A 24,234-nucleotide genomic window follows, 5' to 3' on the forward strand; every position below is an offset into this window, starting at 1 on the left:
GCATTTCCGTGGGGAAAGAAATGGAAGAGTTTCACAAAGTCCGGCGTTTGCCGCCTTACGTTTTCGAACAGGTCAACCGTTTGAAAGCAAGCGCGCGAGCGGGCGGGGCCGATATCATCGATCTCGGCATGGGAAACCCTGATCTTCCGACCCCGAAGGCGATCGTCGACAAGCTCTGCGAAGTCGTCCAGGATCCGCGCACGCATCGCTATTCCTCGTCCAAGGGTATTCCGGGTCTCCGCCGGGCCCAGGCCGCCTACTACGCCCGCCGCTTCGGCGTGAAGCTCAATCCGGATACCCAGGTCGTTGCGACATTGGGCTCCAAGGAAGGCTTCGCCAACATGGCGCAGGCGATCACAGCGCCCGGCGACGTGATCCTTTGCCCGAACCCGACCTATCCGATTCACGCCTTCGGCTTCCTGATGGCAGGCGGTGTCATCCGGTCGATGTCGGTCGAGCCGGACGAGAGCTTCTTCCCGCCACTGGAGCGCGCGGTCCGTCATTCGATCCCGAAGCCGCTGGCGCTGATTCTCAACTATCCGTCCAACCCGACGGCTTTTGTTGCGACGCTCGACTTCTACAAGGACGTCATCGCTTTCGCGAAAAAGCATGACATCATCGTGCTTTCCGACCTGGCCTACTCTGAGATCTACTTCGAAGGCGAGCCGCCTCCGTCGGTTCTGGAAGTTCCGGGCGCGATGGATGTGACGGTCGAGTTCACCTCGATGTCGAAGACCTTCTCGATGCCGGGCTGGCGCATGGGCTTTGCCGTCGGCAACGAGCGCCTGATCGCGGCGCTGACGCGCGTCAAGTCCTACCTCGATTACGGCGCGTTCACGCCGATCCAGGTGGCGGCAACGCATGCGCTGAATGGTGACGGCTCCGACATCGCGGAAGTCCGCAACGTCTATAAGCGCCGCCGTGACGTCATGGTGGATACCTTCGGCAAGGCTGGCTTCGAAGTGCCGCCACCGGCGGCGACCATGTTTGCATGGGCCAAGATTCCGGAGAAGTTCCGCCACCTCGGTTCGCTGGAATTCTCCAAGCTGCTCGTCGAGAAAGCCGACGTGGCTGTCGCGCCAGGCATCGGTTTCGGTGAAATGGGCGATGACTATGTGCGTCTGGCGCTCGTCGAGAACGAACACCGCATTCGTCAGGCAGCCCGCAACATCAAGAAGTTCATGTCGACGGCCGACGAGACGATGCACAACGTCATCTCGCTCAACGCACATCGCTGATATAATCTCCTCAACGGCAGCCGCTTCGGCGGCTGCCCTTCATGACACATTTCAGGATCGATCCATGGCAGATGCCCTCAAAATCGGCATTGCGGGCTTGGGTACCGTTGGTGCTTCGCTTGTCCGTATCATTCAGCAGCGCAGCAACGAGCTTGCCGCAACATGCGGGCGCCCGATCCTGATTACGGGCGTTTCCGCCCGAGACAAGACCAAGGACCGCGGCATCGACGTCGGCGGCATCGAGTGGTTCGACCGGCCGGAAGATCTGGCGGAGAAGGGCGACATCGATGTTTTCGTCGAACTCATGGGCGGCGTCGATGGATCGGCCAACAGCTCTGTGCGTGCGGCTCTGCAGCGTGGTCTCCACGTGGTGACAGCGAACAAGGCGCTGCTTGCCTATCATGGCGTCGAGCTGGCTACGATCGCGGAAGAGAAGGGCGCCTTGCTGAACTTTGAGGCGGCGGTTGCCGGCGGTATTCCGGTCATCAAGGCGCTGCGCGAATCGCTGACGGGCAATACGATCTCCCGCATCTACGGGATCATGAACGGCACCTGCAATTACATCCTGACGAAGATGGAAAAGGAAGGCCTTTCCTTTGCCGATTGCCTGCAGGAAGCACAGCGGCTCGGTTATGCCGAAGCTGATCCCGCCTTCGATATCGAAGGCAATGACACGGCGCACAAGCTCTCCATTCTGACGACGCTCGCCTTCGGAAACCAGATCGCAGCCGACGACATCTACCTCGAAGGCATCACCAACATCTCGATCGAAGACATCCACGCCGCAGCCGATCTCGGCTACCGCATCAAGCTGCTCGGCGTTGCACAGCGGACCGATACCGGCATCGAACAGCGCGTCCATCCGACGATGGTGCCCGTTGATTCCGTGATTGCACAGGTCGACGGCGTGACAAACGCGGTTGCGATCGAGTCCGACGTTCTCGGTGAGTTGCTGATGGTCGGCCCCGGCGCCGGCGGCAATGCGACGGCTTCGTCCGTTCTCGGTGACATCGCGGACATCGCAAAAAGCCGACCCGGTGCACAGCGCGTGCCCGTTCTCGGCCATCCCGCCAAATCGCTGGAGCCCTACCGCAAGGCACAGATGCGAAGCCACGAAGGCGGATATTTCATTCGCCTGACCGTGCTCGACCGTACCGGCGTGTTCGCAAGCGTCGCCACCCACATGGCGGAAAACCACATTTCGCTGGAATCGATTGTTCAGCGTTCGAAGCAGCATCTGGCGCCCTCGCATCATCAGACGATCATCATGGTGACTCACGCGACGACGGAGGATTCCGTCCGCAAGGCGGTCGCCGCGATCAAGGGCGAGGGCTACCATGTCGGCGAACCGCAGGTGATCCGCATCGAGCGGCCAAAGGAAGACTGAGAAGTCTCCTCGTTTTCAGGCATATTGGCGTTGCTTGGGGTGCCGCGGCAGATCTGCTGCGTGCATCCACAGCTAACGTCGTATGTCTTCGCCAAAATCGTTGTGTGGCCGTGCCAAGCCGCTTAAAGCTGCCGATATCCCTCCGGTCTCGGGGTGGTGACAAGCGATGAGGGCAGCAGACGAGATGGAGATTCCGGCCGATCCGGTACAGCGCGCGTTTCTGGGCGTAGAGAAGTCCGTCTTGGACAACCGTTGGATCTCGCGCCTGGATCAAGCCGGCCAGAACCGGGCGCTCGCGATGTCTCAGATGCATGGACTGCCGGAGCTCATTGCGCGCGTTCTTGCCGGACGCGGTGTCACCGTCGATGAGGCCCTGGAGTTTCTTGACCCGACCCTTCGTGGCCTGATGCCTGATCCCTATACCCTGACGGATTGCGAAAAGGCAGCCAAGCGGCTTGCCGAAGCGATCAGCGGCCAGCAACAGGTCGCGATTTTCGGAGATTACGATGTCGACGGCGCCTCCTCATCGGCGCTCATGTTTCGCTTTCTCAAACACTTTGGCGTCAAGGCCGAGATTTATATTCCCGACCGCATTTTTGAGGGTTACGGTCCCAACGCTGTGGCGATCGGCAACCTGATCGACAATGGGGCACGGCTGATCGTCACCGTTGACTGCGGATCTACGAGCCATGAAGCGCTGACCGAAGCTGCGAGACGCAACATCGATGTCGTGGTGATTGATCACCATCAGGTGACACATGATTTGCCGCCCTGCCACGCGCTGGTCAATCCGAATCGCGAGGACGATCTTTCAGGGCAAGGACATCTCTGTGCCGCCGGCGTCGTATTCCTTGTGCTCGTCGCGACGCTGCGCTTGTTGCGGGAAGCCGGGGACCCACGCGCGCGGTCGATCGACCTGCTGCAGTGGCTTGATATTGTCGCGCTCGCGACTGTCTGCGATGTCGTCCCCCTGAAGGGCCTGAACCGTGCCTACGTGGTCAAGGGATTGATTGCCGCGCGGCATCAGGGCAATGCAGGCTTGTCCGCGCTGTTCCGTAGGGCGGGCCTTGCCGGGCCTGTAACACCCTATCACTTCGGCTTCCTGATCGGCCCGCGCATCAATGCGGGCGGGCGCATCGGCGACGCCGCACTTGGCAGCCGCCTGCTCACCCTCGATGATACAGGCCGGGCCGAGGTTATTGCGCAGCAACTCGATGACCTCAATCGCGACCGGCAAGCGATGGAAGCCGCGATGCTTCAAGAGGCTGAGGCCGAGGCGATGGCGGAATACGGGGACGGTGAGGGGGCGTCGGTCATCGTCACCGCGCACGAAAAATGGCACCCCGGCATTGTCGGCCTGATTGCCGCCCGCCTCAAGGAGCGATTCAAGCGCCCAGCCTTTGCGATCGCCTTCGACCCATCCGGCAAAGGCACCGGCTCTGGCCGCTCCATCAACGGCTTCGACATGGGCAAGATGGTGCGCGCGGCCGTGGACGAAGGTTTGCTGGTCAAGGGCGGTGGCCATGCCATGGCCGCTGGCCTGACCGTCGAGCGCGACAAGCTGGGTCTGCTGCGCAGCTTTTTTGACGAACGCGCGGAAAAGACAATAGCCGCGCTCGTGGCTAACGAGACGCTGAAGATAGACGGTGCGATTGCCGCCAGCGGTGCAACGATCGAACTGATCGATCGCCTGGAGACGGCCGGGCCTTACGGATCGGGTCATTCCCAGCCGCTCTTTGCGGTTCCCGCTCATCGCCTTCGCGATTCCCGCCTGGTTGGCGAGAAGCATGTGAAGGTGACGCTCGAAGCCATGGACGGCGCCCGTCTCGACGGAATCGCCTTTCGGGCAGCCGATACGCAACTGGGCAACCTGCTGCTGAATTCAAGGGGCTCCAGTCTGCACGTCGCGGGCTCGCTCGGCGCGGACCACTATCAGGGCTCCCGACGCATCCAGCTACGTGTTCAGGACGCCGCTCCAGCGCGGTGAGGCCGGCAGGCATGGGCGAGACTATGGAGGAGGCGATCGGAAACGCGCCTGGGCAGCATCTTCTCGTGGCGGCGCTACAGGCCATCTTCCTTTTCGATTTTTGGTGGCATCGGGTGATAAACGAGGGAACAGGAAGACAGATCCTCGTTCATATACACGACATTGGATTTGGCGTGGTCAATCCATTCTATGGCGTTATCGTAAGTCTGAAGGAAATGCCCGTGCAGCGCGGCCTTCCGATTGGGCTCGATGTCGGGGTAGGTCACAAGCATGGATGCTTTAAGTTTGATACAGTAAGCCGTACGGGTATCAAGCTCTAGTTCGACTTCGTAAAGGCCCTTGTCGCTGAACCAAAATCTGCTTTCGAACCTATATTCTCCGGCACCATAGTGGCCTTTTAGATAAGGCCCGTTGGTGGCGGATTTGGCGACCCATCGCAGTCCGCTTTCAGGAGGCGCAGCAGCAATGACTTGATCGGGCGTCATGCCCCATTTGGTATATTGCCAATCGGCTTGTGCCGATGGAGCGACGCAGAGCAAGGCTGAAGGCATTGCTAAATAAGCAATAATCCTCATTTTCCCCTCCTGCATTTGTTACAATCAGGCGGGAGGCCACGTGGGGGGAACGTCAGTTCCGTCTAGCGGAAAGTAAATCGCCTCTTCGTCTTCTTCAACCGAAGGCTAAACGCGCTCTTTCACCCCCCCCGCGTGATGATCAGCGAACTCGTTTGCTTGCGGCTCTCCAATCTGGAAAGGCGCTCGTCGATAAGGGAAACGGTGTTAGCAGATGCTACCCGCAACGTATTGAAAATATTGAAGGGAGAAAAAGAAGTTGGCACGCCCTAGGGGAGTCGAACCCCTCTTCCCAGAATGAAAATCTGGTGTCCTAACCGATAGACGAAGGGCGCTTCCTTCGTGGTGGCGCCCTTATAGTCAGGCACTTTGAATCCCGCAAGCGGCAAAACAAGAAAAAATCACAATGGCGCGAATTTTTCTTGGCTTCTCGCCCGTGGTGCTCTGTAATTGGTGATTATCATTTTGATATCGCTACGTTATTTCTAGTTCCACAGGCTATTGATGGACATGTGGAAAGTTTCGATGGACGCGGCCGACCGGGGCAGCCGCGTCGCGAGTAATGCAACTTCCTCAGGCGCGCACCTCGAAGACCATGTTGAAGGGTGTTTCCGTGGCGCGGCGGAAATGCTTGAAACCGGCATCGAGGGCGACTTTCCTCAGCTTGGTTTCGCCGGCCTGCGCGCCGAGCCCGAGTCCAACCTCCTGCGAGAGCGATGCCGGGGTACAGATCATCGTCGACGCGCCGTAATAGACCCGACCGACTGGGTTGAGATTGTCCTTCAGGCAATCATGCGCAAAGGGCTCGACGACCAGCCAGGTGCCGTCAGCGGAGAGCGATTCCTTGACGTGCTTGCCGGCGCCGACCGGGTCCCCCATGTCGTGCAGGCAATCGAACATGGCGATGAGATCGTAGTTTCCTTCCGGAAATCCAGCAGCGGGCGCCTGCTGGAACGTGACACGATCGGCAACGCCAGCCTCCTTGGCCGCAGCCTTCGCCCGCTCGATCGACGGCGCGTGATAATCGAAGCCAAAGAACTTTGAAGCGGGATAGGCTTGAGCCATCAGGATCGTCGAAGCGCCGTGGCCGCAGCCGACGTCGGCGACTCGTGCGCCGGCCTTCAAACGGGCCTCGACGCCCTGCAAGGCAGGAATCCAGTCGGCAACCAGATTGTTGTTGTAGCCGGTTCGGAAGAAGCGCTCGGTACCGCGAAACAGGCAAGCGCTGTGCTCGTGCCACCCGACGCCCGTGCCGGTGCGGAAGGCGTCGGCTACCTTGGGTTCGTCCATCCACATGGCTTGCACGACCTGAAAAGCGCCGGCGAAGAAGGCAGGGCTATCCTCCTCGGCAAAGACCATTGCCTGCTCCGGCGTCAGGTGAAAGCGATCGGTCTTCTCGTCATAGGTGAGATAGTCGGCGGCCGCGAGGGCGGAGAGCCACTCTCTGAGGTAACGTTCCTTTATGCCGGTTTCCTTCGATACCTCGGATGAGTTGCGTGGCTTGCCGTCGGCCATGGCCTTGAACAGGCCAAGGTCATCACCCAGCACCACCAGCGCTCCGGATACGGCCGCGCCTACGTCGCCGATCAACCGACCGACGAGTGCATCCACTTTCTGCATGTCGGGTTCGCGCATGTCTTCCTCCCTCGGAGATGCAGGAAAAACCAGCCCGTCGGGCACTATATCACTGCCGGTGTTTGCCGCTAAAACAACACTGCGGCATTAGTGGCAAACTGTTCCGCTTACGAAGACGAAGCGCGATCCTTGAACAAAATTAACGTGTTGGTTGCGCCAATTGTCGCGTTGACAAGAAAAAACGTCAGATTGATAGTTCGCTAGCCCCTAGAGGCTTGGAGGAAGATCAATGATCAAGCGTTTGACTATTCTTGCATCCGTTTCCCTGCTCGGGGCGCTCGCGTTTGCGACGCCGTCCTCGGCGCTGACCATGAAGGAGTGCAGCGCGAAGTATAAGGCGGCCCAGGCTGACGGCTCCGCGAAGGACATGAAGTGGAATGATTTCCGCAAGGCGCAGTGCGGTCCGGATGCGACGGCTGAGCCGGATGTGACACTCAATAGTGGTGAAGAACCAGAAAAGCCCACGATGACGGCGCCCAAGGGCGTTTCGTTCCCAACAGCCATTTCACCGAAATATGCGAAGGAAACACCCGGCAAGGGACGGATGCATACCTGCGTCGACGCCTATCACCAGAATAAGGACGCCAATACGCTCAATGGTCTGAAGTGGATCCAGAAGGGCGGTGGTTTTTACAGCCTGTGCAATGCCAAGCTGAAGAGCTGATAGGGGTTTGGCTCAACTCGGAAGGCCCCGTCATCGGGGCCTTTTGTTTGTCGTCATGCGGCGCTCGCTCTCAAACCGACCGTCGAAAATACGCCAAAACGAAAAGGCCGCCGGAAAAATCCGACGGCCCTTGAATTCGTTGTTCGCCAATCGACTTAGTGCAGGATTTGGCTGAGGAAGAGCTTGGTGCGCTCGTGCTGCGGATTGTCGAAGAACTCGGCAGGCGAGTTCTGTTCGACGATCTGTCCCTGGTCCATGAAGATGACGCGGTTGGCGACCTGACGCGCAAAGCCCATTTCGTGGGTCACGCAAAGCATGGTCATGCCTTCCTCTGCCAGTCCGACCATGGTCTCCAGAACTTCCTTGATCATCTCAGGGTCGAGCGCCGAGGTCGGCTCGTCGAAAAGCATGATCTTCGGGTTCATGCAGAGTGAGCGGGCGATCGCCACGCGCTGCTGCTGACCGCCCGAGAGCTGACCCGGATACTTGTTGGCCTGCTCCGGGATTTTGACGCGCTTCAGGAAGTGCATGGCGATTTCTTCGGCCTGCTTCTTCGGCATCTTGCGCACCCAGATCGGCGCCAGCGTGCAGTTTTCCAGAATGGTCAGATGCGGGAAGAGATTGAAGTGCTGGAAGACCATGCCGACTTCGCGGCGCACTTCGTCGATCTTCTTCAGGTCGTTGGTGAGTTCGACCCCATCGACGATGATCTGGCCCTTCTGGTGCTCTTCCAGACGGTTGATGCAGCGGATCATCGTCGATTTTCCCGAGCCCGAGGGGCCGGCAATGACGATGCGCTCGCCGCGCATTACCTTGAGATTGATGTCACGCAGTACGTGAAAATCGCCGTACCACTTGTTCATGCCAATGATGTCGACGGCAACGTCTGTCGCCGAAACAGTCATCTTCTTTTGAGCCTCAGCCATATGTTCGTTCCCTTGATCTTTTATCGTTTGTGGCCGGTATCGAGATAGCGTTCCATGAAGCCTGAATAGCGCGACATGCCGAAGCAGAACAGCCAGAAAACGAAGCCAGCGAAAATCAGGCCTGTCAAGGGCGTGACCGCGCTCGCCCAGTTGGCGTCGGTAAAGTTAAACCGGACGATACCGAGCAGGTCGAACATGCCGATGATCGACACCAGTGACGTATCCTTGAACATGCCGATGAAGGTATTGACGATGCCGGGGATGACCAGCTTGATCGCCTGCGGAAGTATGATCAGTCGCATCTTCTGCCAGTAACCGAGCCCGAGCGAGTCGGCGCCTTCGGACTGGCCTTTAGGGATCGCCTGTAGGCCACCGCGAATGACCTCCGCCATGTATGCGGAAGCAAAGATTGCCACACCGATCAATGCGCGCAGCAGCTTGTCGATGGTGAACCCGGTCGGCAGGAAAAGCGGCAGCAATACGCTCGCCATAAACAGCACGGTGATCAACGGTATGCCGCGAATGATTTCGATAAAGGCGACGCAGACAATTTTGATCACAGGCATCTTCGATCGGCGCCCCAGCGCCAGAATGATGCCAAACGGCAGCGACACGGCAATGCCGACGAAGGAAAGCACCAGCGTCACCATCAGGCCGCCCCATAGAGGCGTATCGACGATTTCGAGCCCGAAACCGCCGTAAAGCAGCCAGAAGGCAAGAAGCGGCAGGACGGCGAACAGCAGAATGGCGTTGATGCGCTTGAACGGCGCCTTGGGGACCAGCATAGGCGCGAGCAGCAGCACGAACAGGACACCGACGATCGTCGGGCGCCAACGTTCGTCGAGCGGGTAAGTGCCGAACGCGAACTGAGAGATCTTCGCGTTGACGAATGCCCAGCAAGCGCCGCTCCAGCCATCAGGCTGGGTGCCACCTTGAACAGTCGTCGCGCAGAAGGTGCGGTCCGTTCCGGTCCAGACGGCCTGAATGAACAACCAGTTGATGACGTGCGGCAACGCCCAGGCGAGGAAGGTAACGGCAATGACGGTCAGGACAATGTCCTTCGGCGTTGCTAGCAGGTTCTTGCGAGCCCAGGCCCATGCGCCGCTCTCGCTGCGCGGTGCTGGTGCCGGGTCGATAAAAGCGGTCCTGACGAAAGATTGGTTGGATACCGACATCTTATCTCTCCACCAACGCCATTTTGGCATTGAACCAGTTCATGAACAGCGAAGTGAGGATGCTGAGCGTGAGATAGACAACCGCCCAGATGAACACGATTTCGATCGCCTGTCCGGTCTGGTTGAGGATGGTGCCGCCAACCGCGACGAGATCCGCGAAACCGATGGCGATCGCCAGCGATGAGTTCTTCGTCAGGTTCAGGTACTGGCTGGTCAGCGGAGGAATGATGATACGCAGCGCCTGGGGGACGACAACGAGGCGCGTGATGCTTGACGGATGGAGGCCAAGCGCACCGGCAGCCTCCGACTGGCCCTTGGGAACGCCGCGAATGCCAGCGCGGACGATTTCGGCAATGAAGGCCGCAGTGTAGAAGGATAGAGCCAGGAACAGCGACATGAATTCCGGCCCGACGACGGAGCCGCCGGTGAGATTGAATTTGCCTGCAATGGGAACGTCAAACGACAGAGGCATGCCGGCCAGAAAGAAGGTCAATATCGGCAGGCCCACAATCAGAGCGATGGACGTCCAGATCGTGTGGAACTGTTTGCCGGTGGTAGCCTGGCGTTTGTGCGCCCAGCGCGCAACAACCGTGGAAGCGATGATCCCGACGATGATCGCTATACCGACCACCCATATGCCTTCACCGAAAATCGGCTTCGGAAAAGCAAGGCCGCGGTTGTTGAGGAACATGCTGAAGGGCAGGTGGAGGGAATCTCTCGGTCCAGGCAGGACGGCAAGGACGCCTTGGTACCAAAAGAAGATGACGAGCAGCGGCGGAATGTTTCGGAAGACCTCGACGTAGACCGTGCACAGCTTCGAGATCAGCCAATTATGTGACAAGCGGCCGATACCGACGACGAAACCGATGATCGTTGCGGTAATAATCCCGGTTACGGCGACCAGCATGGTATTGAGAAGGCCGACCAACAATGCGCGCCGATAAGTGGCATCGCTGGAATAGTCGATCAGCGACTGACCGATGTCGAAGCCCGACCGACCGTTCAAGAACCCGAAGCCAGACGCAGTGCCGGTGCGGGCCAAATTCTGGGCCGTGTTATGGGTGACCCACCACACGAATCCGACGAGGATCACGATGGTGAGAACTTGAAAGAAAATGCCCCGAAACCTCGGGTCGTAGATCACTGATTGGAAACTCCAGCCAGTGCTTTGCACATGCGACGTGTGCACAGCCTCTTGCGTCATGCCGAGCCTAATCCCCTATGAGCCCGTTTTCGGGCTTTTCTCTTTATGATGGGGAGGCGGCAAACCGCCTCTCCAAGTCTTGAAGGTCTATCCGATCAACGGACCGGCGGAGCGTATTGGATGCCACCCTTGTTCCACAGCGCGTTCAGGCCGCGCTCGATCTTGAGCGGGCTGCCTTTACCGACGTTGCGGTCGAAGACTTCACCGTAGTTTCCGACGCCCTTGATGATGTTATAGGCCCACTCGTTGGTAAGCCCCATGTCGGTACCGATCTTTGTATCGGTTTCCGTACCGAGGAAGCGCTTGATATCGGGATTTGCAGAGTTCTTCATCTCATCGACGTTTGCCTGGGTAATCCCGAACTCTTCAGCATTGACGAGGGCATAGGCCGTCCACGATACGATATCGAACCACTGATCGTCGCCCTGGCGAACGGCCGGTCCGAGCGGCTCCTTCGAGATGATTTCCGGAAGAACCACATGTTCGTCGGGATTCTTCAGCGTCAGGCGCAGTGAGTAGAGGCCGGACTGGTCGGTCGTGTAGACATCGCAACGACCAGCGTCGTAGGCGGCGTTGACTTCTTCAAGCTTCTCGAAGACGACCGGATTGTACTGGAGGTTGTTCGACTTGAAGTAATCGGCGAGGTTCAGTTCCGTCGTTGTGCCGGCCTGGACGCAAACGGCGGCACCTGAAAGTTCGAGCGCCGACTTCACGTTAAGGCTCTTGCGAACCATGAAGCCCTGACCGTCATAATAGGTGACTGGACGGAAGTTGAAGCCTTGCGCGGTATCGCGGTTGATGGTCCACGTCGTGTTGCGCGATAGAACATCGACTTCGCCCGACTTCAGAGCCGGGAAGCGGTCCTTGGCCGACAGTGGCGTGTACTTCACTTTAGTCGGGTCGCCGAAGACGGCGGAGGCAACTGCCTTGCAGAAGTCGACGTCGAAGCCGGCCCAATTGCCGGAAGCGTCAGGCTGCGCGAAACCAAGAAGGCCGGTGTTGACGCCGCACTGAACAAAACCCTTTGCCTTTACGTCTTCGAGCGTGGTGGCAGAAGCTGCCGAAGCGCCAAGTCCGAAAACTGCTGCGCCGATGGCGGCGGACAGAAGCTTAATCTTCATTTTTCCCAACCTTTTCCTTTGTCTTATCTTTTTGTGGGAGCGTTCGCCGAAGCACGCGGAACCTCCCATATGACCCGACACCCTCCCGGCGCGAGTGGTTCTATCACAGTCGCAAATGTCACCATGGTCAAGTGTCGCAGTGAAAGATTGCGTGATATTTCGGCAATTCTCTAATTGAGGCGCGCAAAATAAGCAGATGACTATCGAAATGGCGGCCGTTGCCGAAAAAAATCGCGAAAAATCACTGATATATCTGAAGAATCTGCATGGCAGGGATGCTGTACGTGGTCCGGCTTCGGGGTTGACCGATCGTTTCGTGCGGTTCAAGAGTTTGCCGACCGCATCTTATCGCCAAAGGCATTCCCAATATGAAAGATAAAGAAGGCCCGCTTCAGAACGCTGGCATCAACACGCGCCTTTCCCACCTCGGCAACGACCCGGCCGAATACCACGGTTTCGTCAATCCGCCGGTTGTTCACGCCTCGACAGTCCTCTTTCCAAATGCGCGAGCAATGGAAACCCGTGGACAGAAATACACCTACGGAACGCGCGGGACTCCGACAACCGATGCCCTTTGTGAGGCGATCGATGCGCTGGAAGGGTCGGCCGGAACGATTCTCGTACCGTCGGGACTGGCGGCTGTGACCGTCCCGTTCCTGGCGTTGCTATCTTCTGGTGACCACGCATTGATCGTCGACTCGGTCTATGGGCCGACCCGGCATTTCTGTGACACGATGCTGAAGCGTCTCGGTGTCGAGGTAGACTATTACGATCCAATGGTTGGTGCGGGCATCGAGGCGCTGATCAAGCCGAACACCAAGCTCGTCCACACGGAGGCGCCCGGCTCGAATACCTTCGAGATGCAGGACATTCCGACGATCGCAGCAATCGCGCACAAGCACGGTGCGGTCGTGACGATGGACAACACCTGGGCGACGCCTGTCTACTTCAAGCCGCTGGACTTCGGTGTCGATGTCTCCATTCACGCAGCCACCAAATACCCGTCCGGGCATTCCGATATCCTGATGGGTACGGTCTCCGCAAACGCCAAATACTGGTCGCAGCTCCACGAAGCGAACATCACGCTCGGCATTTGCGGTGCGCCCGACGACGCCTACCAGATCCTGCGCGGTTTGCGCACCATGGGCGTGCGCCTGGAGCGCCATTACGAAAGTGCGCTCACGATTGCCAAATGGCTGGAGGGCAGGGAGGACGTTGCCAAGGTGCTGCATCCGGCGCTATCGAGCTTCCCGTCGCACGAATTGTGGAAGCGCGACTTCAAGGGCGCGAGCGGCATCTTCTCTTTCGTGCTTGCCGTCGACGCACCGGAAAAGTTCAGGGCCAAGGCCCATGCTTTCCTCGATGCGCTGCAGATCTTCGGCCTCGGTTGGTCGTGGGGCGGCTTCGAAAGCCTCGCCATTCACGTCAACCTGAGCGATCGCCGCATTCGAACGGCGCCAACCGAAGGACCGGTCATCCGCCTGCAGATCGGGCTTGAGGACGTCGTTGATATCAAGGCCGATATCGAGCGCGGTTTCGCCGCGGCAAAGGCCGTCTGATCAGGCGCCGGCTTGGTAGCCGTAGATCCAGTCGAGATCCGCCGCGAGGCTTTGCGGCGGTCTTAATGCCAGAACGATATCGCGCCCGATGCGCACCGGCCCGCGGGCGTGATAGGCAAACTGGTTGAATGCACCGCGCTGGCGCAGCCGCGCTATCCGCGGTGTGCGATGTGCTTCGAACAACCGCAGCGCTTCGGCAACCGGCCGTGTTGCCACGAACATCGCAAGCTCATAGGCGTCCTCGATCGCCATTGCAGCGCCCTGTGCCGCAAAGGGCATCATTGCATGCGCGGCGTCGCCAATAAGGACGCAATCGCGGCCGTTTTGCCAACGCCCATTTTTCGTTTCATAGAGAGGCCAGAAGGTGATGTCGCCCGTCCTCGCGAAAAGTTCGGCCACGGCAGGGTGCCACCGGGAAAACCGCGAAAGCAGTTGTTGACGCTGCGCTTCCGTCGGCTGGCTGGTCCAGTCATGCGATGTGGCGTTGCCGGCAGTGATCGCCACCATATTGAAACTGCTGGTTTCACGGAGCGGATAGCAGACGAGGTGTGCCGCCGGACCAAGGAATGCCGAGACGCTCGTGCGTTCAAGAAAGGTGGGCGCGTTTGCCGCGTCTATCGTGAAGCGGTAGGCGATGTTGCCGGAGAAGCGAGGCGAGGGGCTGCCTTCGATGTCTTCCCGAACCTGCGACCAGACGCCGTCGGCACCAATCAGAAGATCCGCCGGGCGGGATAGGTCCGACAATACCCGGCTCTTGATCCGCGCTCCCAGATGCAGCTTGCAAAGTGGCTCCTTGGAGACCGCGTCAAGCAGCGCCCGCTGCAAGGTGGAGCGATGGAGGACACCATAGGGCGCGCCCCACCGGGCGCGTGCAAATCCACCAGCAGGAACGGCTGCGAGCTGACGCAGCGTGGTTCCGGACATAAGCCGAATGGAGTCTGGCTCGAGCCAGGTGTCGGTCAGGTGCTCGAGGACGCCCAGTTCCGCCAGAATGCGAGAAGCATTCGACGAAATCTGCAGACCTGCCCCGACTTCGGTCAGTTTAGGTGCCTGCTCGAAAATCTCGGAACTGATGCCGTGCCGCGCCAGCGCCAGTGCAGTCGTAAGCCCCGCTACGCCCGCGCCGACGATGGCGGCATGTTCTGCCGGCATAGGTTGTCCGATCTTAGATTGCGTCTCAGGCAGCCTTGACGTGGAAAACGCAGCCAGCCGGATTGGTCTGGTTTGCCTTCAGCGCACCATTGAAACGGTAGAGGGTCGAGCAGTAGGAGCAGACCTTCTCGTTCTCATCGCCCATGTCGATGAAGATGTGCGGATGATCGAACGGAACGGAGGCGCCGGTGCACATGAACTCTTTCACACCGACTTCGATAACGCGGTGTCCGCCGTCGTTCTGGAAGTGGGGAATATTGTGGCCGGCCATGTTCGTCTCCGAATGCTTTGTAATGTGCGCGGACCTTATAGTCCTTCACTGCAAATGTGTAGAGCCAAAGAGTGTCCCGGCGCACAGTTTTTGCAACTGCGAGGGTTTCAGTTCGGTGACCTATAAAATATGGTCCGGCAAAAAAGGACAGTCCGATGAACTTGAATACGCCCGCTTTTTCCAGCTTCACACATGATGGTCTGAAGCTTGCCTTCTTTGATGAAGGCGATCCGTCCGGGGCGCCGGTTCTGCTGATCCACGGTTTTGCCTCCAGCGCCAACGTGAACTGGGTTCATCCGGGTTGGCTGAAGACCTTGGGTGATGCGGGTTATCGGGTCATTGCCATCGACAACCGCGGACACGGCGCAAGTGACAAGCCACGCGACGCCGAGGCCTATCGTCCCTGGCATATGGCGAGCGATGCAATTGCGCTCCTCGATCACCTCGGGATTTCTGAAGCCAACCTCATCGGTTACTCGATGGGAGCCCGCATTTCCGTCTTCGCGGCACTTGCCCATCCAGACCGGGTCCGCTCTCTGGTTCTCGGCGGCCTGGGGATCGGCATGACGGATGGGGTCGGCGATTGGGATCCGATTGCGGATGCCTTGTTGGCCCAGTCGCTTGATGATGTCGTCCACGATCGCGGACGCATGTTCCGGGCTTTCGCCGATCAGACGAAGAGTGACCGTGAAGCGCTCGCCGCCTGTATCAAGGGATCTCGCGATCTTGTCGCACGGTCCGACATGACGAAAATCGACGCTCCGACACTGATTGGCGTTGGAACTAAGGACGATATCGCGGGTTCAGCTCAGGAGCTTGCGGCATTGATGCCCCATGCCCAGGCCCTTGATATTCCTGGCCGCGATCACATGCTGGCCGTGGGAGACCGGGTTTTCAAGAAGGCAGTGCTGGAGTTTTACGCCGAAGTCTCCGGGCGGTGATATGGGATTTGTCGTGGCGGTTCGAGGACCGCGGGAACGATTCCCGACGCACCCATTTATGTTAACAGGTTTTTGCCCTATATAGAGCCGATCCTACGCATACGAGGAGACCTTTCATGGTCGCAAAGACAGACATTCGCTCTCTTGAGACAGGCAATCCTCTCAAGGTGATGGATCCGATCTGGGACAGCCTGCGCGACGAAGCGCGCGCTGCCGCAGAAAATGATCCGGTGCTGGCCGCATTTCTCTACTCGACCGTGCTGAATTATCGGTCGCTCGAGGAGTGCGTGATCTACCGCATCTGCGAACGTCTCGATCACCCGGACATGCAGGCGATCCTGCTGCGCCAGACCTTCGATCAGATGCTGGACGATTGGCCGGAGTGGAGTGCCATTCTGCGCGTCGACATCCAGGCGATCTATGATCGCGACCCCGCGTGCCTGCGCTTCATGGAAGCCGTACTCTATTTCAAGGGATTCCACGCGCTGCAGACGCACCGCCTGGCGCATTGGCTGCTGAACCGCGGTCGGCGCGATCTGGCGCTCTATCTGCAAAGCAGATCGTCGAGTGTTTTCCAGACCGACATCAATCCCGCGGCGCGTATCGGCAGGGGCATCTTCCTCGATCATGCCACCGGGCTGGTCGTCGGCGAAACCGCTGTGATCGGCGACAACGTGTCGATCCTTCATGGTGTCACGCTCGGTGGTACCGGCAAGGAAGGCTCGGACCGGCATCCGAAGATCGGCAGCGGTGTCCTGATCGGCGCTGGTGCCAAGATTCTCGGTAACATCGAGATCGGCTATTGCTCGCGCATTGCCGCAGGCTCTGTCGTGCTGAAGGCGGTGCCGCCTAAGACGACCGTGGCGGGCGTGCCGGCCAAGGTGGTCGGAGAAGCAGGGTGTTCGGAGCCGTCGCGAATAATGGATCAGGTGATCGGCGCGGATATCTGAGCCGCGCGTCACTTAACAGCGTGGCATATCGGCGGGGATAGCGTTCATGCGTCCGTCCCCCGTGCCTTTACAGCGCCGTCTTTCCCATGCAAGAAGCGGCCAACCGAGACCGCTCAGGAGATGCAGTGTGAAGCCCGAAGAAATCAAGAAACTCGACGCCTATTTCAAGCGCACGTTCAACCCGCAGGTGATCGTCAAGGCACGCCCGCGAAAGAATGATTCCGCGGAAGTCTATCTCGGCGAAGAATTTCTGGGTGTCGTCTATATCGATGACGAGGACGGCGACCGCTCCTACAATTTCTCGATGGCGATCCTCGACGTCGATCTTTGATCCGTGATTGATGGGCGGCTCGTCTTTCGCCGCCCGTCTGCCCAGACCGCAACCGCGAGCGGCTGGCTTCTTAAGGCGGGCCGATCGATCGACCTGCAGCGCGGCTCAAGCCTTGATCTCGCAAACCTCCGATTGTTTCTTTTCGCAGGGCAATCTTTAGCGGAAAAACAAGCCTCCTTCTCTGGACCACCCCGCCGGATGCTCCATCTCCCCCTTGAGCATGTGCTCTAGTGTCAATGGAGGAATGCCGAGGATGGGTATTTTCGACAAGATCAAGCATGCGATTTTTGGTGAGGCCGTAGCTGCTCCGGCCACTCCGTCCGCCACACCTGCGCCACCGCCGACTGCAGCAGCGCCAAGCGACACGCCAGCATCCCAGCAGGTGTCGGCAGCCGCGGCGGCGATCGATATCGTGCCGCTATTGGACGCGGCGGTGAAGAAAAGCGGACAGAAACTGGACTGGCGCCACTCGATCGTCGATCTCATGAAGGCTGTCGGCATGGACGCGAGCCTTGCGGAGCGCAGAGAGCTTGCGACGGAACTTGGCTTCAAAGGCGATCCGCACGACACCGCCACCATGAACATGTTCCTGCACAAGGCGTTGATGAAGCGACTTGCCGAGAACGGCGGAAAGGTTCCTGCGGAGCTTCTCGATTGAGGGCTCTATGCCATCGGCGCCGTGGCGACATTTTTGATAAAGCTTCTGGTTGCGGCGCTTCTGATATATTTTAGCAAAATCAATTATTCAAATATGACCATCCTGCGCGGCCAAAAGTAAAAGCATCAAGGATGCAATCACGGATTGTTTTGCAATGCACAATACTGCTTGACTATTTGTGCGCCGCAGCTACGCTTCATCCTGCTGCAAAGGCCAAGGAGGATGATGGTCATGTTGAACTTCGATGAAGCGAGCCGGAAGAGCAAGGAAGCCATGGATACGATGCTGAAGAGCTATTCCGATACCGCCAAAGGCTTTCAGGCAATCGCTGTTGAAGGGGTCGAGTACTCGAAGAAGTCTTTTCAGGACGCGGTGACGCATTTTGAAAGCCTGTCCGGCGCTCGTAGCCTCGAAGCGGCGTTCGAGTTGCAGACCAACTATGTGAAAAGCGCATACGAAAGCTTCGTGAGCGAAGCCACCAAGCTCGGCGAAATGTATTCCGATCTCGCCAAGAACGCCTACAAACCATACGAAGCGCCTGTCGTGGCAGCGACCGCAAAGGCAACGAAAGCCGCTGCAGTTGTCCCGCCCGCCGCGGCGTAAAGATACGCGGCACAGCCCGCATAGCTCTTGAAAAACGAAGACCGGCTACGCATCTGCGGCCGGTCTTTTCTTTTTTCACGGTGCCCATCGGCTGCCGTCACCAGTTTTTGTGTCTTTGCGTTGAGACTGGCCGAATTGTGATTGCAGTGTGAAACGAGGGGCTTAAAATCGCTCCAGGATGAACTAAGTTAGTATTTCGAATATTCGGCGGAAAAGCAGCCCTCCCATGCCCCGCCGGACCGATCGAGGAATGAAGGAAAATGATCGCAAAGCCGATCCGGATGCAAAACGATAGCGAAAGGAACGGGGACAACGGAAATCGCGGAACCTCGGTCATCACACGCACCAAACCGAAGACCAAGAAGCCTAATCTCTACCGCGTGCTACTCTTGAATGACGACTACACTCCCATGGAATTTGTCATTCATATCCTCGAGCGTTTTTTTCAGAAGGATCGTGAAAGTGCCACCCGCATTATGCTCCACGTCCACAACCACGGCGTCGGTGAATGCGGAATATTTACATACGAGGTGGCGGAGACGAAGGTGAGTCAGGTGATGGACTTCGCCCGACAGCACCAGCATCCGCTGCAATGCGTCATGGAAAAGAAGTGAGGATCTGAACGTGCCAACATTTTCGCCTAGTCTTGAGAAGGCGCTCCATCAGGCACTGACCTTTGCTAACGAGCGGCATCATGAATATGCCACGCTCGAGCATCTGCTGCTCGCCCTGATCGACGATGCCGATGCCGCCGCCGTTATGGGGGCCTGCAACGTCGACCTCGACGCGCTACGCAAAACGCTTGTTGAATATGTCGATAACGAACTCTCCAATTTGGTCACCGGCTATGACGAGGACTCCAAGCCGACCTCCGGCTTCCAGCGCGTTATCCAGCGAGCGGTGATCCATGTGCAGTCGTCTGGCCGCGAAGAGGTGACAGGTGCTAACGTCCTGGTTGCGATCTTCGCCGAGCGAGAGAGCCATGCGGCCTACTTCCTGCAGGAGCAGGAAATGACCCGTTACGATGCGGTCAACTACATCTCGCACGGGATCGGTAAGCGACCGGGCTCGTCAGAATCGCGTCCGCCACGTGGTGCCGACGATGGCGAATCTGAGAGCAAGCCAACGTCACGTGGCAGCGGCGAGCAGGAAGAGGGCGGTCCGAAGAAGCAGCAGGATGCTCTGAAGGCCTACTGCGTGAACCTCAACGAGAAGGCAAAGGGCGGCAAGATCGATCCGTTGATCGGCCGTCAGGCAGAGGTCAATCGGACCATCCAGGTCCTGTGCCGTCGGTCAAAGAACAATCCGCTCTACGTGGGCGATCCCGGCGTCGGCAAGACGGCGATTGCCGAAGGCCTTGCCAAGCGCATCGTCGAAGGCAAGGTGCCGGAAGCCTTGGCCGATGCCACCATCTTCTCGCTGGATATGGGCACGCTGTTGGCTGGCACACGCTATCGCGGCGATTTCGAAGAGCGTCTGAAGCAGGTCGTCAAGGAGCTGGAAGAATATCCGGGCGCCGTACTGTTCATCGACGAGATCCACACCGTCATCGGTGCGGGTGCGACGTCGGGCGGCGCGATGGATGCCTCGAATCTGTTGAAGCCGGCTCTGTCCTCGGGCGCGATCCGCTGCATCGGTTCGACCACCTATAAGGAATACCGCCAGTTCTTCGAGAAGGACCGTGCTCTGGTTCGCCGCTTCCAGAAGATCGACGTCAATGAACCGTCGATCGATGATGCGATCGAAATCATGAAGGGCCTGAAGCCTTACTTCGAGGAATATCATCACCTGCGTTACTCGAACGAAGCGATCAAGACCGCCGTCGAGCTGTCAGCCCGTTACATTTCGGACCGCAAGCTGCCTGACAAGGCAATCGATGTGATCGATGAGACTGGTGCTGCCCAGATGTTGCTGCCGCCGTCCAAGCGCCGCAAGCTGATCACCGAAAAGGAGATCGAGGCAACTGTCGCGACGATGGCCCGCATCCCGCCGAAGACCGTGTCGAAGGACGACGAAGCCGTTCTTGCCAATCTCGAGCAGGAACTGCGCTCGGTCGTCTACGGCCAGGACAAGGCGATCGAAGCGCTGTCGACCTCGATCAAGCTCGCTCGCGCGGGCTTGCGCGAACCGAACAAGCCGATCGGCTCCTATGTCTTCTCCGGCCCGACTGGCGTCGGCAAGACCGAGGTTGCCAAGCAGTTGGCATCGTCGCTGGGGGTCGAACTCCTGCGCTTCGACATGTCCGAATACATGGAGCGGCATACGGTATCGCGTCTGCTCGGTGCACCTCCCGGCTATGTCGGCTTCGACCAGGGCGGCCTCCTGACCGACGGCGTCGACCAGCATCCGCATTGCGTTGTGCTGCTCGATGAGATCGAGAAGGCGCATCCTGACATCTATAACATCTTGTTGCAGGTGATGGACCACGGCGCGCTGACGGACCACAACGGCAAGAAGATCGACTTCCGTAACGTCATCCTGATCATGACGACCAACGCGGGCGCATCGGAGATGGCCAAGGCCGCGATTGGCTTCGGCTCGTCCAAGCGGACAGGCGAAGACGAAGAGGCGCTAACCCGCCTGTTCACGCCCGAGTTCCGCAACCGCCTCGACGCGATCATCCCGTTCGCGGCGCTTCCGACGGAAGTCATCTATAAGGTTGTGCAGAAGTTCATCATGCAGCTCGAAGCACAGCTTTCGGAACGGAACGTCACCTTCGACCTGCACGAGGATGCGATCGCATGGCTGGCTGAAAAGGGCTACGACGACAAGATGGGCGCCCGCCCGCTTGCCCGCGTCATCCAGGACGTCATCAAGAAGCCACTCGCAAACGAAATCCTTTTCGGGAAGCTACGGAAAGGTGGCGTGGTCCACGTCACTGTCGGGCCGAAGGAAGACGGAAAGCCGGATATCATTTTGGAAGCGGTGCCGGATAGCGCTCCGATCAAGCCGAAGCCGGAAGCAGAAGTCGTCCATCCGGAGGCCGATGACGAGGATGACGGCGAGCTGAAGACGAAGACCCGCACGAAGAAGACGACGGCCAGGAAGGCAAAGGCAGTAGTCGAACATCAGGCGAAGAGCCCGCCCAAGAAGGGCAGTGCGGTTCCGAGAGTTCCGAAGAAGTAAACTGAGAAAAGGCGGCTGCGACAGCCGCCTTTTTCTTTGTCCCACTGGAGATCGCTTAGACAATTCTTAAATGAACCGGCTTTATATCGGCTCCAGCAAGGAGCCTCACGATGGCGTTTCTGCCGGCTGAACGTTTCATCATTTTGATCATCGCGACGTTGGCGCTGCTTGATGTCGGCCTGTTGTTATTGAAGGGCGTTGGCATCGACGTTGCCGGATATGCGAGCCTCGTCGCTTGCGGGGCGTTCCTGCTTGCACTTGGCCAATTCTATCGCCAGGTCCGCCGCAACGAACGGATTGCCGTGACGGCCACTGCCGCCGGTCTCTTCGTGCTGTTCACGATTGCCGGCTCGGTATTCAACTATCTGCTCCTGCCGCTGCGGTTCCAGTTTATCGATCCCGCTCTTGGCCGGTTTGATGAAGCGCTGGGTTTTCATTGGCCTGCCTTCGTGACGTGGGCTTCCCAATATCCACGCACGGGAATGCTGCTGAGGGTGGTTTATGCATCGTCACTGCCGCAGTTGCTTGCCATTCTGCTGATCCTGGGCTTTAGCGGGCACATGAGGCTGCTTCATCACTTTCTGATGACTGGCGTTGTGGGAGCGCTGTTGGCAATCATTTTCTGGTCCTTCTTGCCGTCGTTTGGCGCCTCCGCGATCTACCAGTTGCCACCCGAGGTGACCGAGGCCGTTCCACTTGCCGTGGGGCCTGACTATAATGCTAAGGTTGTCGAACTGGGACGCAACGGCGTGACCTATTTGACGCCCAGAAATGTTCTCGGTCTGATTGGATTTCCGTCATTCCACACGGTCATGGCAGCCATGTCCGCATGCTTCATGATCCGTCGCGGGGCGCTCGCCGCACCGTTCCTCGTTTTGAATACACTAATGGTGCCCGCCGTCCTGATACAGGGTGGGCACCATTTTATTGACGTGTTCGGAGGTTTGCTGGCCTTCGCCCTTGCGTACATGCTCGCCAATGCCGCACTCCGCCAATTTGAAAAGGTGCAACAGCGTCAGCCCGACGATCGCACGTTGACCGCTGGCAACGCCTGATCAAAGCTCGGCTCTGATCTTCTCTGCGTTCGCAGCAAGCACTGCATTGTTTTCCATCTGGCCCGAATGCGGGCGCAGCGCCATGCCTTCGTAACGCGGAATGACATGGAAGTGCAGGTGAAAAACGGTCTGGCCAGCGGCAGGCTCGTTGAACTGGCAGACGAAGACGCCATCGGCCTCGAAGGCTTCCTTGACCGCTTTGGCGATCTTCTGGACGACGGGAATCGTCTTGGCGAGAGCTGTCGGGTCCGCATCGAGTAGGTTGCGCGACGCCGCCTTGGGAACAACAAGCACGTGACCAGGTGCTTGAGGCATCACGTCCATGAAGGCGACAGTGTCGTTGTCTTCGTAAATGCGGTGCGAGGGGATTTCGCCGCGCAGGATCTTGGCGAAAATGTTGTTGTTGTCGTAGGCGGCGCTGGTCATACAAAATCTCCTCGTTGCTCTTGTGACCGCGTAGCGCGGCAGGGGCGAGAGCGTCAATCCTCCTGCTGGCGCTCGCCCTTTCGAAACGGGCTGTGCTCCGTCAAGATCTCGTTCATGTGCTCGACGTCGTCGCGCTCCCGCTCGAGATAGTCGGCAATCGCCCGGCGCAGACCGGCATGTGCAACATAGTGCGCTGAGTGGGTTGTCACCGGCAGGTAACCTCGTGCCAGCTTGTGTTCACCCTGCGCGCCGGCTTCCACTCGCTTGAGGCCTCTTTCAAGGGCAAAGTCGATCGCCTGATGGTAGCAGACTTCGAAATGCAGGTATGGGTGGTCCTCGATGCAGCCCCAATGGCGGCCGTAGAGCGCATCACCACCGATGAAGTTGATCGCACCGGCAATATAGCGCCCGTCACGCTTTGCCATGATGAGCAGGATGTCGTCGGGCATGCGCTCGCCGATCAGCGAGTAGAACTTGCGCGTCAGGTAGGGTCGGCCCCATTTTCTGCCGCCCGTGTCCATGTAGAACTCGAAGAACTGGTCCCATACCCGTTCAGTCAGATCGCGACCGGTCAGCCAATCGACGCTGATGCCATGTTCGAGGGCGGTGCGGCGTTCCTTGCGAAGCGCCTTGCGCTTGCGCGACGCGAGCGTTTCCAGAAATTCCTCGTGATTGGCGTAACCTTCGTTGACGAAGTGGAACTGCTGATCCGTCCTATGAAGGTAGTCCTCGCCTTCAAAGATGCCGATTTCGTCCTCGGGTACGAACGTAATATGAGCGGAAGAGACGCCAAGCCGGCGCACGACTTCCTTGAGACTCTCGGCTATGGCGTGCTGGATCGGGAGGCGCTGCAAACCTTCGGCGACAAGCAGACGCGGGCCGGTCGCGGGCGTAAAGGGAATGGAGCATTGGAGCTTCGGATAGTAGCGTCCGCCGGCTCGCTCGAAGGCATCGGCCCAGCCGTGGTCGAAAACATATTCGCCCTGGCTATGGTTCTTGAGATAACCGGGCAGGGCGCCGATGAGCTCGCCTTTGTCCGTTTCCAACAGAAGATGGTGGCCCATCCAGCCGGATTGCGCCGTCGCCGATCCCGATTCTTCCAGCGAGGACAGGAAAGCATGCGACACGAACGGATTATAGGCGAGCGCGCCGCCTTTTGGGGAGGTCCCGGAAAGCAGCGACCAGCTCTCCGGGGAAATCGCGGTAAAGGACCGCTCGATGCGGATTGAAAGTTCGTCTGTCATGGAGCGAAT

The 24,234-nt window shown here is 58.6% G+C and carries 23 protein-coding genes and 1 tRNA gene; 13 read left to right on the forward strand and 11 right to left on the reverse strand.

Annotation, left to right across the window (positions count from 1 at the left end):
- Nucleotides 1-20: 20 nt before the first annotated feature.
- From ATY79_RS04665 to recJ, 3 genes are all read left to right on the forward strand, one after another.
- Nucleotides 21-1,238: an LL-diaminopimelate aminotransferase gene (locus ATY79_RS04665; protein WP_007532313.1), complete on the forward strand. Its 1,218-nt coding sequence runs from the start codon at nucleotides 21-23 to the stop codon at nucleotides 1,236-1,238.
- Nucleotides 1,239-1,302: 64 nt separating this feature from the next.
- On the forward strand, nucleotides 1,303-2,625 hold the full coding sequence (locus tag ATY79_RS04670) for a homoserine dehydrogenase (protein WP_088694871.1): 1,323 nt from the start codon (nucleotides 1,303-1,305) through the stop codon (nucleotides 2,623-2,625).
- Nucleotides 2,626-2,809: 184 nt separating this feature from the next.
- Nucleotides 2,810-4,612 carry a single-stranded-DNA-specific exonuclease RecJ gene (recJ, locus tag ATY79_RS04675; RefSeq protein WP_088703142.1) on the forward strand — a complete coding sequence of 601 codons (1,803 nt, stop codon included), beginning with the start codon at nucleotides 2,810-2,812 and terminating at the stop codon, nucleotides 4,610-4,612.
- Between the two features lie 74 nt (nucleotides 4,613-4,686).
- On the opposite strand, the gene ATY79_RS04680 is transcribed toward recJ, so the two are convergent.
- The 3 genes from ATY79_RS04680 to ATY79_RS04690 form a co-directional block, all read right to left on the reverse strand.
- Nucleotides 4,687-5,187: a hypothetical protein gene (locus ATY79_RS04680; protein WP_141105693.1), complete on the reverse strand. Its 501-nt coding sequence runs from the start codon at nucleotides 5,185-5,187 to the stop codon at nucleotides 4,687-4,689.
- 257 nt (nucleotides 5,188-5,444) lie between these two features.
- Nucleotides 5,445-5,519 (reverse strand) — tRNA-Glu (locus ATY79_RS04685).
- A 238-nt stretch (nucleotides 5,520-5,757) separates the two neighbouring features.
- Nucleotides 5,758-6,819, reverse strand: coding sequence for a class I SAM-dependent methyltransferase (locus tag ATY79_RS04690; RefSeq protein ID WP_088703144.1), 1,062 nt, complete (start codon nucleotides 6,817-6,819; stop codon nucleotides 5,758-5,760).
- 229 nt (nucleotides 6,820-7,048) lie between these two features.
- Between ATY79_RS04690 and ATY79_RS04695 the strand changes: the two genes are divergently transcribed.
- Nucleotides 7,049-7,483 carry a hypothetical protein gene (locus ATY79_RS04695; RefSeq protein ID WP_088694876.1) on the forward strand — a complete coding sequence of 145 codons (435 nt, stop codon included), beginning with the start codon at nucleotides 7,049-7,051 and terminating at the stop codon, nucleotides 7,481-7,483.
- A 155-nt stretch (nucleotides 7,484-7,638) separates the two neighbouring features.
- On the opposite strand, the gene ATY79_RS04700 is transcribed toward ATY79_RS04695, so the two are convergent.
- From ATY79_RS04700 to ATY79_RS04715, 4 genes are all read right to left on the reverse strand, one after another.
- On the reverse strand, nucleotides 7,639-8,409 hold the full coding sequence (locus ATY79_RS04700; RefSeq protein ID WP_088694877.1) for an amino acid ABC transporter ATP-binding protein: 771 nt from the start codon (nucleotides 8,407-8,409) through the stop codon (nucleotides 7,639-7,641).
- 20 nt (nucleotides 8,410-8,429) lie between these two features.
- Nucleotides 8,430-9,584 (reverse strand): amino acid ABC transporter permease, encoded by a 1,155-nt coding sequence (locus tag ATY79_RS04705; protein WP_088694878.1) that lies wholly within the window; start codon nucleotides 9,582-9,584, stop codon nucleotides 8,430-8,432.
- Between the two features lies 1 nt (nucleotide 9,585).
- Nucleotides 9,586-10,788 (reverse strand): amino acid ABC transporter permease, encoded by a 1,203-nt coding sequence (locus ATY79_RS04710; protein WP_088694879.1) that lies wholly within the window; start codon nucleotides 10,786-10,788, stop codon nucleotides 9,586-9,588.
- A gap of 95 nt (nucleotides 10,789-10,883) precedes the next feature.
- Nucleotides 10,884-11,909, reverse strand: coding sequence for an amino acid ABC transporter substrate-binding protein (locus tag ATY79_RS04715; protein WP_088694880.1), 1,026 nt, complete (start codon nucleotides 11,907-11,909; stop codon nucleotides 10,884-10,886).
- A gap of 368 nt (nucleotides 11,910-12,277) precedes the next feature.
- Here ATY79_RS04715 and ATY79_RS04725 point away from each other — a divergent pair, with 368 nt between their 5' ends.
- Nucleotides 12,278-13,468 carry a cystathionine beta-lyase gene (locus ATY79_RS04725; RefSeq protein WP_088694882.1) on the forward strand — a complete coding sequence of 397 codons (1,191 nt, stop codon included), beginning with the start codon at nucleotides 12,278-12,280 and terminating at the stop codon, nucleotides 13,466-13,468.
- Here ATY79_RS04725 and ATY79_RS04730 read toward each other — a convergent pair whose 3' ends face one another.
- Together ATY79_RS04730 and ATY79_RS04735 are read right to left on the reverse strand one after the other, a co-directional pair.
- The gene (locus ATY79_RS04730; RefSeq protein WP_088694883.1) at nucleotides 13,469-14,620 is read right to left on the reverse strand and encodes an FAD-dependent monooxygenase; all 1,152 of its coding nucleotides are present in this window, start codon (nucleotides 14,618-14,620) and stop codon (nucleotides 13,469-13,471) included.
- 25 nt (nucleotides 14,621-14,645) lie between these two features.
- Nucleotides 14,646-14,891: a zinc-finger domain-containing protein gene (locus tag ATY79_RS04735; protein WP_007790335.1), complete on the reverse strand. Its 246-nt coding sequence runs from the start codon at nucleotides 14,889-14,891 to the stop codon at nucleotides 14,646-14,648.
- 155 nt (nucleotides 14,892-15,046) lie between these two features.
- On the opposite strand from ATY79_RS04735, the gene ATY79_RS04740 reads away from it, so the two are divergent.
- The 8 genes from ATY79_RS04740 to ATY79_RS04775 all read left to right on the forward strand — a co-directional run bounded on the left by ATY79_RS04740 (nucleotide 15,047) and on the right by ATY79_RS04775 (nucleotide 22,555).
- Nucleotides 15,047-15,832: an alpha/beta hydrolase gene (locus tag ATY79_RS04740; protein WP_088694884.1), complete on the forward strand. Its 786-nt coding sequence runs from the start codon at nucleotides 15,047-15,049 to the stop codon at nucleotides 15,830-15,832.
- Nucleotides 15,833-15,948: 116 nt separating this feature from the next.
- Entirely contained in the window at nucleotides 15,949-16,782 is an 834-nt protein-coding gene (cysE, locus tag ATY79_RS04745; RefSeq protein ID WP_088694885.1) for a serine O-acetyltransferase, read from the forward strand.
- 127 nt (nucleotides 16,783-16,909) lie between these two features.
- Nucleotides 16,910-17,113, forward strand: a complete 204-nt coding sequence (locus ATY79_RS04750; protein ID WP_007532353.1) for a DUF3126 family protein — start codon at nucleotides 16,910-16,912, stop codon at nucleotides 17,111-17,113.
- 253 nt (nucleotides 17,114-17,366) lie between these two features.
- On the forward strand, nucleotides 17,367-17,771 hold the full coding sequence (locus ATY79_RS04755; protein WP_088694886.1) for a DUF3597 domain-containing protein: 405 nt from the start codon (nucleotides 17,367-17,369) through the stop codon (nucleotides 17,769-17,771).
- A 231-nt stretch (nucleotides 17,772-18,002) separates the two neighbouring features.
- Nucleotides 18,003-18,374 carry a phasin family protein gene (locus tag ATY79_RS04760; protein WP_088694966.1) on the forward strand — a complete coding sequence of 124 codons (372 nt, stop codon included), beginning with the start codon at nucleotides 18,003-18,005 and terminating at the stop codon, nucleotides 18,372-18,374.
- 260 nt (nucleotides 18,375-18,634) lie between these two features.
- Nucleotides 18,635-18,988, forward strand: coding sequence for an ATP-dependent Clp protease adapter ClpS (gene clpS / locus ATY79_RS04765; protein WP_008526939.1), 354 nt, complete (start codon nucleotides 18,635-18,637; stop codon nucleotides 18,986-18,988).
- Nucleotides 18,989-18,998: 10 nt separating this feature from the next.
- Nucleotides 18,999-21,500: an ATP-dependent Clp protease ATP-binding subunit ClpA gene (clpA, locus tag ATY79_RS04770; protein WP_088694887.1), complete on the forward strand. Its 2,502-nt coding sequence runs from the start codon at nucleotides 18,999-19,001 to the stop codon at nucleotides 21,498-21,500.
- Nucleotides 21,501-21,610: 110 nt separating this feature from the next.
- The gene (locus ATY79_RS04775; protein ID WP_088694888.1) at nucleotides 21,611-22,555 is read left to right on the forward strand and encodes a phosphatase PAP2 family protein; all 945 of its coding nucleotides are present in this window, start codon (nucleotides 21,611-21,613) and stop codon (nucleotides 22,553-22,555) included.
- Here ATY79_RS04775 and ATY79_RS04780 read toward each other — a convergent pair whose 3' ends face one another.
- Both ATY79_RS04780 and ATY79_RS04785 read right to left on the reverse strand, forming a co-directional pair.
- On the reverse strand, nucleotides 22,556-22,981 hold the full coding sequence (locus ATY79_RS04780) for an HIT family protein (protein ID WP_088694889.1): 426 nt from the start codon (nucleotides 22,979-22,981) through the stop codon (nucleotides 22,556-22,558).
- A gap of 53 nt (nucleotides 22,982-23,034) precedes the next feature.
- Entirely contained in the window at nucleotides 23,035-24,225 is a 1,191-nt protein-coding gene (locus ATY79_RS04785) for a GNAT family N-acetyltransferase (RefSeq protein WP_088694890.1), read from the reverse strand.
- Between the last annotated feature and the right edge of the window lie 9 nt (nucleotides 24,226-24,234).

The sequence above is a fragment of the Rhizobium sp. R693 genome (genome assembly GCF_002211315.1).
Taxonomy (GTDB): domain Bacteria; phylum Pseudomonadota; class Alphaproteobacteria; order Rhizobiales; family Rhizobiaceae; genus Rhizobium.